We start from the raw sequence: 14,167 nt of genomic DNA on the forward strand, positions 1-14,167 counted from the left end.
GAGAACGACCCCGTAACGATTGGCACCAGTACGCCAGCCGCTATTGTTGGACCGTTCCGCCCCTCCGCGGAAGCACCGGCTCGCCTTCCCGCCGCCGTGCCACTCTCGTAAACGCCAGGAACAGCTCTGACGATGAACAACACGGGTGAGGAGTTGGATCCCGCTGTCGTCGCTGCCGCAGCGCAGGGCGACCGGGCGGCCCTTTCCCAGGTACTGGTGAGCATCCGCCCCCTCGTGGTGCGGTATTGCCGTGCGCGCATCGGAACGGCCGAACGCGGCCAGCTCTCCGCTGACGACGTCGCGCAGGAGGTCTGTCTGGCCGTCATGACCGCCCTTCCCCGGTATCAGGATCAGGGTCGACCGTTCATGGCGTTCGTCTACGGCATCGCCTCGCACAAGGTCGCGGACGCCCACAGAAATTCCGCCCGTAACAAGGCGGACGCCATGGCCGAAGTACCGGATGTCATATCCACCGACCAGGGACCGGAACAGCGAGCTCTCGAATCCGAAACGAGCCGACAGATGAACGCACTGTTGGCGACATTGCCGGAGAAGCATCGAGAAATCCTGATCCTTCGCCTGGTCATGGGTCTGTCGGCTGAAGAAACCGCAGTCGCCGTGGGCAGTACGGCGGGTGCTATACGAGTCGCCCAGCACCGGGCACTCGCGAAACTCAAGTCTCAAGTGGCGAGGGCAGGTGAAATGTATGGCTAGGGATGGCGAGCGCGGTCGGGGCGACTTCAAGGCGCGACCTGGATCGCAGAACAGCGGTCCCTACGCCGAGGCGTCCGGTGATACCGGGCCGGTCGATATCGCCGCGGTGCGACGCGACGATGCGCTGATCGACGCCATCTCCGGTGACGGTCCCGTGCAGACGGGTACTTCGGAGGAATACCAGCTGGCGGCCCTCTTGGCCGACTGGCGTGCGGAGATCATGGCCGAGCCTTTGCCGGCCGGACCGGACCTGGATGCCATCGTCGCCGCGGTCAATCAGGAGATCGGTGCACGACAGGCCAGAATCGGCGCGGGCAACCGCGGGCGACTACGGCTCGTCCGGCCGATCCTGGGTTCCGCGGCGGCCCTGGCGCTCATCTTCGGTGGCCTGACGGCGTTCTCCTACAATGCGAGTCCCGGTGATCCGCTCTGGCGGATGAAGACCGTCGTGTTCAGCGAGCAGGCCCAGTCCACCGTGGTCTCGCGGGCGGACAGCGACCTGGAGCAGGCCAAGGAGCTCATCGCGCAGGGCAAGGCCGACGAGGCCAAGCCGCTGATGGAGCGGGCCGCGGACAATGCTTCGCAGGTCAACGACTCGGGCAAGAAGGACAGCCTGACCGATCGCTGGCAGCAGCTCTACACCCAGCTGCAGGCGACGGCGCCCAAGGTGGCCGAGTCACTGGCGGCGGTGGCCCCGGCCACGACCAAGGCCCCGGTCGTGCCGAGCACCACGAATGTGCCGGTGTCGCCGGTCAATCCGCCGACCAAGACGGATGGCAATCCGTCGACCTCGGTCGATTCGTCGGTCCTAGGCGGCACCAATCCGAACCCGAACCCCGCCACCGGCGGTGGCATCTCCACGCAGCCCGTGGTGCCGCCGGTGACCCAGGTGCCGACCGTGCCGCCGGTGGAGACCCAGCCGCAGACGGCGCCGCCGACCGCGGGCAATCCGACGTCGGTCGTGGTGCCGACCGTCAGCAACCCGGAGCCCGGGACCCCGGGCGCCGGGCTGCCGCCCACCCAGCAGCAGCCGCCCACCCAGCAACAGCCGATCACGATTCCGCCGGTGCTACCCTCGTCGCTCGCTGTGCCGACCGGAATCCCCGCGGTGCCGGGAACGCACTAGGCAGTTCCCGATAGCCCTGCGGCCATCGGTGTTTCATCAGTCGAAAACGGAAAGGGCCTGCATCCCCTGGGGATGCAGGCCCTTTCCGATGAATCAGACGTCGAATCCGTCGAATCCGTCGCCGTGCAGTGCCTCGTTCATGGAAGCGTCCGCGTAGCCGCGGCAGTAGTCCCAGGTGACGTAGGCCTCGGGCGTCGGGTCGTAGGCGGGTTCGTGCGGTCGCACCGTGCCGTCCACCAGTAGCTGGAGGAGGTTGGCGCGCAACATGTCCCAGTCGTGGTAGTGATCCTGCCGGCAGTCCTCGCAGCTGACCACGAGACCGCGGATGCCGCGGTGGGCCAGCAGTGCCTCATATACCGCGAGGTCGGCGAGATCCTCTTCGACCGCTAGGCGCTCGTGAGGATCCAGCGGTTCCCCCGGCTCGATGGCATCGAGCGCGGCCGACGGGTCGGAGGGGTCTCCGGCGAATGGATCCGGCGGCAAGCCAGGTGGTAGATGGTCACGCACAGTCCCACGGTACGCAGAACCACCCCCTGTGCGCCAGCGCTGAAGGGGATTTGCCTCCACTTCGCTGGTGGTACGGCGGACAGTGATGTAGTGACAGCCGACACGTTAATGGCAGAGTCGACAATTCGCAGCGCCAATGACATCCGCTACATGTTCGCGGCCCGCCGGGGTAACGCGGGCCGCGAAGAGCCTGGAGCGAAGCGGAGGGCAAATCTGGCACAGCATCGTGGACGGATACCATGGTTGACCAAAGGCCGGGTAGCAATCGCCGGCATTGCCATTCATCTACGCATCCGCCGGGACCCGGCCCGGTGGGTGTTGCCGAGGTCCAGGAGGGGTCGATCCGAATGAGCAGTCCCGTGACGGGCGAACGTAACGCAGGCCGCCCCCATACGGGCGGCGACGATCCCAACAAGATCGCCATGCTCGGCCTCACCTTCGACGATGTGCTGCTGCTTCCCGCGGCCTCCGATCTGATCCCGAGTTCGGTCGACACTTCCAGCAAGCTGACCCGCGACATCTCGCTGCGGACCCCGCTGGTGAGTTCGGCCATGGACACCGTCACCGAGGCGCGCATGGCCATCGCCATGGCGCGGGCGGGCGGTATGGGCGTGCTGCACCGCAATCTGTCGGTGGAGGCGCAGGCCGCGCAGGCCGAGACCGTGAAGCGGTCCGAGGCTGGCATGGTGACCGACCCGGTCACCTGTCGCCCCGACGACAGCCTCGCCGAGGTCGACGCCATGTGCGCCCGCTTCCGCATCTCCGGTCTGCCGGTGGTGGACGAGCGCGGCATGCTGGTCGGCATCATCACCAACCGCGATATGCGGTTCGAGGTGGACCAGGACCGCAAGGTCGCCGAGGTGATGACCCCGGCGCCGCTGATCACCGCCCAGGAGGGCGTGACCGCCGAGGCCGCGCTGGGCCTGCTGCGCCGCCACAAGATCGAGAAGCTGCCGATCGTCGACGGCTCCGGCAAGCTGCGCGGGCTCATCACGGTCAAGGACTTCGTCAAGACCGAGCAGTACCCGAACGCCACCAAGGACCGCGACGGTCGACTGCTGGTCGGCGCGGCTGTCGGTGTCGGCGAGGACGCCTGGTCGCGTGCAATGACGCTGGCCGAGGTCGGCGTGGACGTGCTCATCGTGGACACCGCGCACGGCCACCAGTCGGGCGTGCTGCAGATGGTCTCCAAGATCAAGGCCGAGGTCGGCGACCGCGTGCAGATCGTCGGCGGCAATGTCGCCACCCGCGCGGGCGCGCTGGCGCTCGTCGAAGCCGGCGTGGACGCGGTGAAGGTGGGTGTGGGCCCCGGCTCCATCTGCACCACCCGCGTGGTCGCCGGTGTCGGCGCGCCGCAGATCACCGCGATCCTGGAGGCCACCGCGGCGTGCAAGCCGCACGGTGTGCCGGTCATCGCCGACGGCGGCGTGCAGTACTCCGGTGACATCGCCAAGGCCATCGCGGCCGGCGCCTCCACCGTCATGCTGGGTTCGCTGCTGGCCGGTACCGCCGAGTCGCCGGGCGATCTGATCCTGGTGGGCGGCAAGCAGTTCAAGAGCTACCGCGGCATGGGTTCGCTGGGCGCCATGCAGGGTCGCGGCGAGGCCAAGTCCTACTCCAAGGACCGCTACTTCCAGGACGACGTGCTGTCGGAGAAGAAGCTGGTGCCCGAGGGCATCGAGGGCCGGGTGCCGTTCCGCGGCCCGCTGGACCAGGTGATCCACCAGCTGGTCGGCGGTCTCCGCGCGGCCATGGGTTACACCGGCGCGCAGACCATTCCGGATCTGCAGGCGGCCCAGTTCGTGCAGATTACGGCGGCGGGCCTGAAGGAGTCGCACCCGCACGACATCACCATGACTGTCGAGGCTCCCAACTACACGACACGCGCCTGACCACAAAACAGGTGAACGCCCAAAGGTTCGCGGCGCGTCTCGTTCTGGACTGACGGAGCGGGGGAGCGAAGCGGAGGAGCGGAGGAGGGAAGAACGAGACTTCCAGCGCCGCGAACCCGCCCGGAGCGAAGCGGAGGGCAATCCAACACAGGAGGACTGAACAACGATGCGCGATATGGTCGAGATCGGCATGGGCCGGACGGCTCGGCGCACCTACGAGCTGGACGATATCGACATCGTGCCCTCGCGCCGGACCCGCTCCTCCAAGCAGGTGTCGCTGGCCTGGCAGCTCGACGCGTACCGCTTCGAGATCCCGTTCCTCGCGCATCCCACCGACGCGCTCGTCTCGCCGAAGTTCGCCATCGAACTGGGCAAGGCCGGCGGCCTGGGCGTCATCAATGGTGAGGGCCTGTGGGCCCGGCACGCCGACGTCGACGCCAAGGTGCAGCAGCTGACCGAGGTCGCGGAGAAGGAAGGCACCGAGGCGGCGGTCGCGCTGCTGCAGGAGCTGCACGCCGCGCCGATGAAGGCCGACCTGCTGGCCGCCGCGGTCGCCGAGGTGCGCGCCGCCGGGGTCACCACCGCGGTGCGGGTCAGCCCGCAGAACGCGCGCGCCCTCACCCCGAGCCTGGTGCAGGCCGGGATCGACCTGCTGGTCGTGCACGGCACCATCATCTCTGCCGAGCACGTGGGCGACGGGGAGCCGTTGAACCTCAAGACCTTCATCGCCGAGCTGGATGTGCCGGTGGTCGCGGGCGGCGTGTCCGATCACCGCACCGCGCTGCACCTGATGCGCACCGGCGCGGCGGGCGTCATCGTGGGCTACGGCTCGATGCAGGGCTCCACCACCACCGGTGAGGTGCTCGGCATCGGTGTGCCGATGGCCACCGCCATCGCCGACGCCGCCGCCGCGCGTCGCGACTACCTGGACGAGACCGGCGGCCGCTACGTGCACGTCATCGCCGACGGCGAGACCCTGACCTCCGGGCACGTCGCCAAGGCCATCGCGTGCGGCGCGGACGCGGTCATGCTGGGCGTGCCGCTGGCCATGGCCCGCGAGACCCCGGGCAACGGCTGGTACTGGCCCTCGGCCGCCGCGCACCCGTCGGTTCCGCGCGGCGCTGTGCTGCCGTACGCGGTCGACGAGGAGCGGGTCCCGCTGGACCAGGTCCTCAACGGCCCGTCCAACGACCCGTTCGGTTCGCTGAATCTGGTTGGCGGCCTGCGTCGTTCGATGGCCAAGACCGGGTACAGCGACCTCAAGGAATTCCAGAAGGTCGGTTTGAACGTGCGCGGCTAGCGATCAGACCCTGCACTCGCGCCCTTGGGCATTCACTCGAATGCGCAAGGGCGCGAGTCGTATCCGGGGTCGGTCAGCGGCTGCCCGGCCGGGCGCTGAAATCGCGCAGCGGCGGTACCGCGATATCGCGGAGGAACTCCCGGATCGCGGAGTTCACCGCCACCGGGTGGGTCATGTTCACCGTCTGCCGGGCGCCGTCGATCTCCAGATAGTGCGCGCGGGGGAGGCGTTCGGCCAGTTCCCGGGCGTGCGAGCGGGGCACGCCCGAGCGGGTCGGGTGGATGACCAAAGTGGGGCAGGTGATTTCGGGTAGTCGCTCCAGCACCGAGTCGCGACCCAGCAGCGCGCCCGCGGCGACCTCGGTAGCCGACGGGTCGCGGGCCAGCCAGCGTTTCACCCACACGGCGCGATACCAGTCGTCGTCGCCGATGAGCCAGCGGGCCAGGTATTCGGCGAGCGCGGGGCGGGGGCCGTCCTCGTGCCACTTGTCCAGAAACTTTCGGCCATTGGCGAGTTCGGCGGCGGTGGGCTCGTGCGCCTCACTGCTGAGCAGCACCAGGGCGGCGACCCGGTCGGGGGCCAGCAGCGCGGTGCGCAGCGCGATGAAGCCGCCCTGGGAGGTTCCGCCCACCACGGCCCGTTGCGCGCCCAGCTGATCCAGTACGGTCAGCGCGTCCCGGGCGGAGGTCCAGTAGGTGAACGGCAGCCCCTCGTCGCGGGTGCGGCCGTGTCCGCGCGCATCCCAGGTCACGATCCGGAACTCCGGAGTCAACGCCGCCTGTTGCGACGCGAACATCGTTCGGTCCATGAGGAATTCGTGCCCCAGCAGCACAACCGGACCTTCGCCCCCGCTGTCCTCGTAGTGGATCTCGGCATCGATCGCACGGGCGAATGGCACGAGGTAGAGAATAGCCAGCACCGGTGACAAACCGGCGAGCTTTCCTGCCCACCGGCACAGCGGGTGTCGCTCGGCCCGTTCGGTCGGGGAGGAATTACCGTCCAGGCGAGGGCGGAAGTCCCTATCCAGGACAACTCCGACGCGAATACCGTCCCGATGCCACCACTTCCGGGCCGGGCGGGTAACCGCTTCCGAGGCCGCGGCGCACCCTGGCCCGGGGTGGCGGTCCACAGTGAACCCGATCCCCTGGGTGCCGACTGATTTCGTGCCCGTCGGGGTAATTCGTCGGGGACGGCCGAAATCGGTTCGGCACCTGACCGCCGGCACGGGTGTTCGACGGCCAACGGCACGTAGCTGTCCGCCGAGTTCCGGGGAGGCGGGGGAGCGGTCGCCCGGGGAGAGTGTGTCCTATCTCGCTCACTAGACTGTGCGGGTGGCAGAAACCCAGCGACCAGTCCTTGTTGTCGATTTCGGCGCGCAATACGCGCAGCTGATCGCGCGCCGGGTGCGCGAAGCGAGTGTGTATTCCGAGGTGGTGCCGCACACGATCACCGTCGAGGAGATCGCGGAGAAGCAGCCCCTCGCCGTCATCCTCTCCGGCGGACCCAGCAGCGTGTACGCCGAGGGCGCGCCGCAGCTGGACGCGCGGCTGTTCGAACTGGACCTGCCGGTCTTCGGTATCTGCTACGGCTTCCAGGCCATGGCGCAGGCGCTCGGCGGCACGGTGGCGCACACCGGGACTCGCGAGTACGGGCGCACCGAGCTCAGCGTCGACGGCGGCATTCTGCACGGCGGCCTGCCCACCCGGCAGCCGGTGTGGATGAGCCACGGCGACGCCGTCACCGACGCGCCCGCCGGGTTCGAGGTGACCGCGACCTCCGCGGGCGCGCCGGTCGCCGCGTTCGAGGATCGGGCGCGCAAGCTCGCCGGCGTGCAGTACCACCCGGAGGTGCTGCACTCGCCGCACGGCCAGCAGGTGCTGAGCCGGTTCCTGCACGAGATCGCCGGCATCCCGGGCGCGTGGACGCCCGCCAATATCGCCGAGGCGCTCATCGCCCAGGTGCGCGAGCAGGTCGGCGACGGCCACGCCATCTGCGGCCTGTCCGGCGGTGTGGACTCCGCGGTCGCGGCCGCGCTGGTGCAGCGGGCCATCGGTGACCGCCTCACCTGTGTGTTCGTCGATCACGGTCTGCTGCGCGCGGGCGAGCGCGAGCAGGTGCAGCGTGATTTCGTCGCCGCGACCGGGGCCAAGCTGGTCACCGTCGACGCGGTCGACAAGTTCCTGGGTGAGCTGAAGGGCGTCACCGATCCGGAGGAGAAGCGCAAGATCATCGGCCGGGAGTTCATCCGGTCGTTCGAGGACGCGGTCTCCGAGGTGGTCGGCGAGCAGGGCGAGACCAAGGTCGAGTTCCTGGTGCAGGGCACCCTGTACCCGGACGTGGTCGAGTCCGGCGGCGGCGCGGGCACCGCGAACATCAAGTCGCACCACAATGTCGGCGGTCTGCCCGACGATCTGGAGTTCGCGCTCGTCGAGCCGCTGCGGCTGCTGTTCAAGGACGAGGTGCGCGCGGTCGGCCGCGAGCTGGGGCTGCCCGAGGAAATCGTTGCGCGCCAGCCGTTCCCGGGTCCGGGTCTGGCCATCCGCATCATCGGCGAGGTCACCCACGACCGGCTGGAGCTGCTGCGCCAGGCCGACGCCATCGCGCGCGAGGAGCTCACCGCCGCCGGGCTGGACAAGTCGATCTGGCAGTGCCCCGTGGTGTTGCTGGCCGATGTCCGCAGCGTCGGCGTGCAGGGCGACGGCCGCACCTACGGCCACCCGATCGTGCTGCGCCCGGTCTCCTCCGAGGACGCCATGACCGCCGACTGGACCCGCTTGCCCTACGAGGTGCTGGAGCGGATCTCCACCCGCATCACCAACGAGGTGGCCGACGTCAACCGCGTCGTGCTCGACGTGACGTCCAAGCCGCCGGGCACCATCGAATGGGAGTGAGAGCTCCCCGCTGAACGCGAAGGCCCCGCACCTGCGAAAGGTGCGGGGCCTTCGGCCTTCTCGGAAGGGCAGTTCCGGGAAGGAAGGACGCCGCCCCCGGCGAGGGGGTGGGGGCGGCGCGTGCGGTCTACTCCCGGTGTTTCTTCGGGCTGAGCACCAGGATCACGCCCACCACGATGGCGGCGATCACCACGATCCAGCCCAGCGACAGACCGCCGGAGACGGGCCAGAAGTGGGGGCCGATGAAGGCCCACACACTCACGCCCAGGCCCAGCAGGCCGGCCAGCAGTAGTGCGAACGAGGGTCGGCGGTTCTTGTTCTCAGCCACGGTTCACCTCCGCGTTTCCCATCTGCACGTCGACGGTCAGGTTCAGGACGGGGCCCGTCGCCGGGCCCGAGATTCCGCTCGGGCAGTTCGAATCACCCATGCGGACATTGCAGGTCGTGTTGACGCGCAGGTTCGGCGGCAGCATCACCCGGGCGTCGCCCATGCGCACCTTCACCTCGACCGCGCGATCCTCGGTCAGCTTCAGTTGGCTCAGGTCGAGAGTGCCCGAACCCATCGAGATGTGATAGACGGGCAGCAGCTCGGAATCGGTTGCGGCGGACCACTTGTGGTCGCCCATCGCGCCCTCGTCGAACTGGATCGGGCCGATCAGCGAGGCCAGGATCACGAAACCGGCCAGTGGGGCCAGCACCACCATCAGGCCGTAGCCGCGGCGCAGGAACGCGCCCACGATGAGGCCCACGGCCACCACGGCCAATGCGGCGGCGCCGATCCGGCCGGGCGTCATCCACTCCACGCCCGACGCGGCCATGGAACCCGCCGCGGCGGCGGCCAGGATGGCGAGACCGATGGTGACGGGGGTCAGGCGGGACCGCGGGCGGGCCGGGGGAGCCTGGACGACTTGCTGCTGGACCGGCGTGGTCGGCTCGGGCAGCTGCCAGGCCAGCGGGGCCACGCCCAGGGGGTCCCAGCCGGGCGGGGTGGGGCCGAAGTCGGGGGAGATGGGGGCGGGGCCGAATCCGGCGCGTGGGCGGTCGATGACCGGCGGAATCCGGTGCAGCGTAGGCGGTTCGACGTCGGCCGGCGGGGCCGAGGGGGTCTCGGGGGCGCCGCCGTTCTCGTCGTCGGTCTTCGGCTTGGTGAGATCGACAGCCGTCGCCGCTGTGTCCGCCGGCTCGTCCGGCTGTTCCGGCGTGCCGGGGCCCGAAGCGGATTCGGACTTCCGCAGGATCACGGTGTCGGACACCGACGATGCGGGCGCGTACCGGGTCTCCAGCACGTCGGTGACCTGCTCGGTGTCCGGAATCTTCTGCGTGACAACCGGTTCCGGCTCCGGTGCGGCGACCGGCGGCTGGTTGGGGTCGGGCTCGTAGTGATCGGGCAGTGTCGTGTACGGCCCGTACGTCTGGAAGGTCACCGCATTGGTGCCCGGATACCCGGTCCAGTACGGGCTCGCGGTGCCCGGATACCCCGTGTTGAACGGATCGGTGACCGCCGGCTGCTCGAAATAGCCTGCGGGCGGCTGCATCTGGCGCTGATACAGCAGCCACCATCCGCCCAGCATGAGCGCGAAGCTGATCACCCCGGAACCGCCGAGCCCCACCCCGACGGGACCCATCGTGCTCACAGCGATCCCCAACGCCACCATGAGCACGATGGTCTTGGACGAGGGCTGCGACGCCTGGCCGCGCCCGAACAGCGACTCCGCCGCCGAGGACTGGTCTCCGGCCTGGTTCAGCAGCAGCCATCCGAGCAGGTAGAGCACGACGCCCGCCCCGCCGAACAACGCCGACACCACGAACGCCACCCGCACCAGCACCGGGTCCACGTTGTAGCGCCGGCCGAAACCGACAGCGACGCCCGCGATCGGCCCGTCCTTGGGAAACCGCACCGGCCGCGTCTGCCACAGATCTTGAATCTGATCGGAGAAGCCGGTACGCCCAGCACCCTTGGACCAGTCGCTCGTTCTCGTCATGGCATCCATCGTGCTGTCAGGCCCTGCTCAGCCGCATCGGGGATCACCCTGAACCCCCACCTGAACTTGGCCCCGACCGGCCATCGTTCGGTGAAGCGTGACATGCGCTGGGCCGCCTAATTGCTTGCTGATGAGGTGATCGGCGGTTCGGCGGCAGGGCGGGAGTCCGGCAATTCCGCGTAGTCGGGCAGTTCGATGCCGTTGAGCGCGCGGTCGATCAGGTCGAAGTCCCAGTCGGGTTCGGGGCCGGGCTCGGCGTTCGGGTCGGGAATATCGCGACTGCGGGCGTGCAGCCGGCCGATTTCCTGGTTGGCCTCGACGAACGGGCGCATGCGCTGCTCGTAGGCGGCGAATCCGGCTTCGGGGTCCCAGTCGGCGGCGGCCAGCTCTCCGGCCAGGATGTAGGCGCCGACCAGGGCCAGGCCGGTGCCTTGTCCGGAATAGGGGGACGAGCTGAAGGCCGCGTCGCCGAGCAGGCCGACGCGTCCGCTCGACCAGCGGTCCATCACCACCTGGGCGACCTGGTCGAGGTAGAAGTCCGGGGCGTCGTCCAGATGGGCGAGGATGCGTGGGGTCAGCCAGCCCATGCCGTCCATCCGAGCGCGGAGCAGGCGCTTCTGCGCGGCGATGTCGCGGTAGTCGATGTCGAGGTCGGGGGCGACGAAGGAGAACAGGGCCATCGCCTGGGTGGCGTCCCGGATGGGTCGCAGACCCGCCGAGCGCCCGGATGTCTGGTAGTCGATCAGCCAGCCGTCCAGCTCGAACTCGTTGGGCACGGTGTAGAAAGCCAGCGCGTGCCCGAGATGCCGGACGAACCGCTCGTGCGGGCCGAAAACCATGGCGCGCAGCCCCGAATGCAGCCCGTCCGCCCCGATCACCAGGTCGAAACGCCGCCGCTCTCCGCCCTCGAGGACCACGTCGACCCCGTCCGCGTCCTGCGTCAGCTCCGCGATCCGGTCCCCGAAGATGTACTCGACCTCGTCACGAGTGTCGTCGTGCAGCACCCGCGACAGATCCCCGCGCAGAATCTCGATCTCCGAGATATACCCGTCCCCGTCATGATCGTCCGCGCGAAACGTCTCCAGCACCTTCCCGTCCACGTCCACCGTGTACGCCCCCGCGGTCTCGGTCCGTGCCGCCCGCACCTCCGCATCCAGCCCCATCCGCCGAATGACCTCCTTGGCCACCCCGCGCGCGTCCACCGCCTGCCCACCGGGCCGCAACCCAGGAGCCCGCTCCACCACGGTCACCTCGGCTCCCCGTCGCCGCAACCAATGCGCCAACGCGGGCCCGGCGATACTCGCCCCCGCCACCAACACTTTGGTCCCACTCATCGCGCCTCCCTCTCGCCGATCCGAATCAGGTCCGGATTGTTCGCGCCTACTCTGACTCACCGCTGCGGTGCATCCAGAGGTATCGACGGCGGGGGTGCGCGAAATTCATCGGCCCGGCCGAGAATGTGCCGCCAGTTCTCACCCGACGACGACATTCCCATCACCTTCGAGCCTATTCCACCCCGAGGCAGATCTGGTTCAGTGCCGATCGAATCTGTTGGCAGACAATTGGTTTCGCTCTAGCCGAAGATGCTGGGCAAGCAGCCGAAGCTGCCCGTACTCGTGGCCGCGCGGACCTGCACGGTCAACGGATCCAGGGGGGTCGGGCCGGTGCGGCCCTCCACCTGCGCGGTAAGAAGGTGCTGCCCAGCGGTTTTCGGAGTCCACGACACCTTCGCCTGGCCCCACCCGTTCGGGTCGCCACCCACCGTGCCGGTGCCGATGGTGGCCCCATCGTCGAAGAAGGTGACCACCATGCCGCTACCCGCGAAGTTGTCTCTCGCCTGGTCACCGGCGCGCAACCGGTAGAGGGCACCGCTGTTCACCTCGTAGGCGCATCCGACTTGCGGATTCGACTCCTTCATGGCGACGTTCCCCATGGTGGTTTCGGCCGCGGCCGGAGCGCCGAACAGCAATACCGGGGTCGATGCCGCGACCAGAGCTCGAACGCCCCAGCTGATCCGGCGATCCAGCCCACTACGTGTACTCATCCGCGTCTCCTGTTCTTCGACCTCGAGTGAGGTCGAAGAAAGCTATCGTCCGCAGGGAGTGAAATCGTCACGTTTCAAAAAACCGGGTTGCCCCTACTTCCCGGGGCGCATGCCGTATCAACTCCCGTCCGGGTCGTACTGGGCCACCGTGGGTTCCTCGTACCGGATGTGGTGTTTGGCGGCGATCGGGTTGATCTTGGCCGGGTCGAGGGCGCCCGCGGTGAGCACGGCGGGTCCCGCCTCGAACAGATCCTCCAGGTAGCACTCCCAGCCGCCCGGTGACGAGATCTGGATGAGGCGCGGCGGGGGCGTCGAGGCGCAGCGCAGGGCGTGCGGAATGCCTTGGGGGAGTAGGACGAACATCCCGGCGGTGGCGTGCTCGACGCGGTCGTCGAATTCCACCTCGAGGGTGCCGTCGAGCACGTAGATGGATTCGTCGGCCGCGTCATGGGTGTGGCGGGGGATATCGCGGGCGAGGGTGACTTCCAGGAGCGAGAAGCGGCCTTCGGTATCGGCGGTGGTGGCCTTCACCGCGAACGCGGGCGGCAGCGGGAGGCGGCCGGGGCGGGCCGCGCCGGCTTCGAGCAGCAGAAATCGATTGTGGGACATGGTGGTACCCTTCGACTCAAGAGAAACGGAACCGGAATCCGGATCCGATTCGAGTGTAGGCCGGAAGGGAACCCGAGTGTCAAGCCCATCGTCGCCGTCGCGAAAGCCGCGCGCGGACGCCTCCCGCAATCGCGACCGCATCCTGGAAGCCGCACGTAATCTGTTCGCGGAGAGGGGAAGTCAGGTCCAACTTCCGGAGGTGGCGCGGGCCGCCGGTGTCGGGATCGGCACCGTGTACCGGCACTTCCCGGCCCAGGCCGACCTGATCGAAGCCGCGGCCGCGCAACGCTTCGCCGAGATCGAGGAATACGCGCGCACCCAATGTCTGGACCAGGCCGAGCCCGGCCGGGGGGTGCTCGATTATCTGACCCATGTCGGCGAAATCCTGGCGGCCGACAGTGGATTGTCCGCCGCCATCGAAGCCGCCCGTCAATCACGCGGTAGTGAACCGCGCGGCGCTGCGCTGGAACAGCTCGCCGAGATCATCGGCGCGCTCATCGAATCCGATCGGGCCGCTGGAACAGTGCGCCCGGACTTGACCGTCGCCGATGTCTACATGGTTGTCGGCGCACTGTCCGCCACCATTCGCTCCGGCAGCGGCGACTGGCGCCGGTTGCTCACCCTGTTGTCCGATGGGCTGCGGGTTCAACCGTCGAGCGGCTGATTCGGGCGCAACCCTTACGCGGGTTGGCGATACACCGCGATGACCGGGATGTGGCGGGTGGTCTTGGCTCGGTAGTCGGCGAAGACGGGCATGAGGTCGATCATGCGGTTGTAGAGGGTGGTGGATTCGGGTTCGGGGAGGAATTCGGCTTTGCCGGTGTAGGTTTCGGTGCCGAGTTCGACGGTGAGCTCCGGGTTGGCGCGGAGGTTGTGGTACCAGGCGGGGTGTTTGTCGGCGCCGCCGTTGGAGGCGATGAGGATGATGCGGTCGGTGTCGGGGACGTAGACCAGGGGGTTGGTGGTGGGGCGGCCGGACTTCGCGCCGGTGGTGGTGATCAGCACCATGTTGGTGCGGCCTTCGAAGGGGCCGCCTACCTTGCCGTTGTTGGCGCGGAACTCCGCGATCACGGATTCGTTGAATGCGTTCATCTCACCTGTC

The 14,167-nt window shown here is 68.6% G+C and carries 14 protein-coding genes; 6 read left to right on the forward strand and 8 right to left on the reverse strand.

The genetic code is table 11. From position 1 onward, the window contains the following. Positions 1-132 precede the first annotated feature (132 nt). Together ACFRAQ_RS29280 and ACFRAQ_RS29285 are read left to right on the forward strand one after the other, a co-directional pair. Positions 133-714, forward strand: coding sequence for a sigma-70 family RNA polymerase sigma factor (locus tag ACFRAQ_RS29280; RefSeq protein ID WP_154786124.1), 582 nt, complete (start codon positions 133-135; stop codon positions 712-714). After that, positions 707-1,840 carry an anti-sigma-D factor RsdA gene (locus tag ACFRAQ_RS29285; protein WP_379105314.1) on the forward strand — a complete coding sequence of 378 codons (1,134 nt, stop codon included), beginning with the start codon at positions 707-709 and terminating at the stop codon, positions 1,838-1,840. Before ACFRAQ_RS29280 ends, ACFRAQ_RS29285 begins: the two co-directional genes overlap by 8 nt. Positions 1,841-1,933: 93 nt before the next feature. Here the strand turns inward: ACFRAQ_RS29285 and ACFRAQ_RS29290 are convergent, their stop codons facing one another. Further along, positions 1,934-2,347, reverse strand: coding sequence for a DUF5319 domain-containing protein (locus tag ACFRAQ_RS29290; protein WP_029923780.1), 414 nt, complete (start codon positions 2,345-2,347; stop codon positions 1,934-1,936). A gap of 347 nt (positions 2,348-2,694) precedes the next feature. Here ACFRAQ_RS29290 and guaB point away from each other — a divergent pair, with 347 nt between their 5' ends. Further along, positions 2,695-4,239, forward strand: a complete 1,545-nt coding sequence (guaB, locus tag ACFRAQ_RS29295) for an IMP dehydrogenase (RefSeq protein WP_379105316.1) — start codon at positions 2,695-2,697, stop codon at positions 4,237-4,239. Positions 4,240-4,405: 166 nt separating this feature from the next. Further along, complete coding sequence (locus tag ACFRAQ_RS29300; protein WP_357098360.1) at positions 4,406-5,539, forward strand: GuaB3 family IMP dehydrogenase-related protein; 1,134 nt, start codon at positions 4,406-4,408, stop codon at positions 5,537-5,539. 73 nt (positions 5,540-5,612) lie between these two features. Here the strand turns inward: ACFRAQ_RS29300 and ACFRAQ_RS29305 are convergent, their stop codons facing one another. Beyond that, positions 5,613-6,437: an alpha/beta fold hydrolase gene (locus tag ACFRAQ_RS29305; protein WP_379105318.1), complete on the reverse strand. Its 825-nt coding sequence runs from the start codon at positions 6,435-6,437 to the stop codon at positions 5,613-5,615. A 427-nt stretch (positions 6,438-6,864) separates the two neighbouring features. Here ACFRAQ_RS29305 and guaA point away from each other — a divergent pair, with 427 nt between their 5' ends. Next, a complete protein-coding gene (gene guaA / locus ACFRAQ_RS29310; protein WP_379105320.1) occupies positions 6,865-8,430 on the forward strand; it encodes a glutamine-hydrolyzing GMP synthase in 1,566 nt (521 codons plus the stop codon). 127 nt (positions 8,431-8,557) lie between these two features. On the opposite strand, the gene ACFRAQ_RS29315 is transcribed toward guaA, so the two are convergent. The 5 genes from ACFRAQ_RS29315 to ACFRAQ_RS29335 form a co-directional block, all read right to left on the reverse strand. Further along, on the reverse strand, positions 8,558-8,758 hold the full coding sequence (locus tag ACFRAQ_RS29315; RefSeq protein WP_357098351.1) for a hypothetical protein: 201 nt from the start codon (positions 8,756-8,758) through the stop codon (positions 8,558-8,560). Beyond that, on the reverse strand, positions 8,751-10,412 hold the full coding sequence (locus tag ACFRAQ_RS29320) for a PspC domain-containing protein (protein ID WP_379105323.1): 1,662 nt from the start codon (positions 10,410-10,412) through the stop codon (positions 8,751-8,753). The genes ACFRAQ_RS29315 and ACFRAQ_RS29320 overlap by 8 nt, the downstream gene beginning before the upstream one ends. 116 nt (positions 10,413-10,528) lie before the next feature. Beyond that, positions 10,529-11,746, reverse strand: coding sequence for an FAD-dependent monooxygenase (locus tag ACFRAQ_RS29325; RefSeq protein ID WP_379105325.1), 1,218 nt, complete (start codon positions 11,744-11,746; stop codon positions 10,529-10,531). Positions 11,747-11,985: 239 nt separating this feature from the next. Next, positions 11,986-12,456: an Ig-like domain-containing protein gene (locus tag ACFRAQ_RS29330; protein WP_379105327.1), complete on the reverse strand. Its 471-nt coding sequence runs from the start codon at positions 12,454-12,456 to the stop codon at positions 11,986-11,988. Between the two features lie 117 nt (positions 12,457-12,573). Continuing rightward, positions 12,574-13,065: a cupin domain-containing protein gene (locus ACFRAQ_RS29335; protein WP_379105329.1), complete on the reverse strand. Its 492-nt coding sequence runs from the start codon at positions 13,063-13,065 to the stop codon at positions 12,574-12,576. A 76-nt stretch (positions 13,066-13,141) separates the two neighbouring features. On the opposite strand from ACFRAQ_RS29335, the gene ACFRAQ_RS29340 reads away from it, so the two are divergent. Continuing rightward, positions 13,142-13,729, forward strand: coding sequence for a TetR/AcrR family transcriptional regulator (locus tag ACFRAQ_RS29340; RefSeq protein WP_379105331.1), 588 nt, complete (start codon positions 13,142-13,144; stop codon positions 13,727-13,729). A gap of 14 nt (positions 13,730-13,743) precedes the next feature. Here the strand turns inward: ACFRAQ_RS29340 and ACFRAQ_RS29345 are convergent, their stop codons facing one another. After that, on the reverse strand, positions 13,744-14,157 hold the full coding sequence (locus tag ACFRAQ_RS29345; RefSeq protein ID WP_379105333.1) for a nitroreductase family deazaflavin-dependent oxidoreductase: 414 nt from the start codon (positions 14,155-14,157) through the stop codon (positions 13,744-13,746). Positions 14,158-14,167 lie beyond the last annotated feature (10 nt).

This window comes from Nocardia sp. NPDC056611 (assembly GCF_042792755.1).
Classification (GTDB): Bacteria; Actinomycetota; Actinomycetes; order Mycobacteriales; family Mycobacteriaceae; genus Nocardia.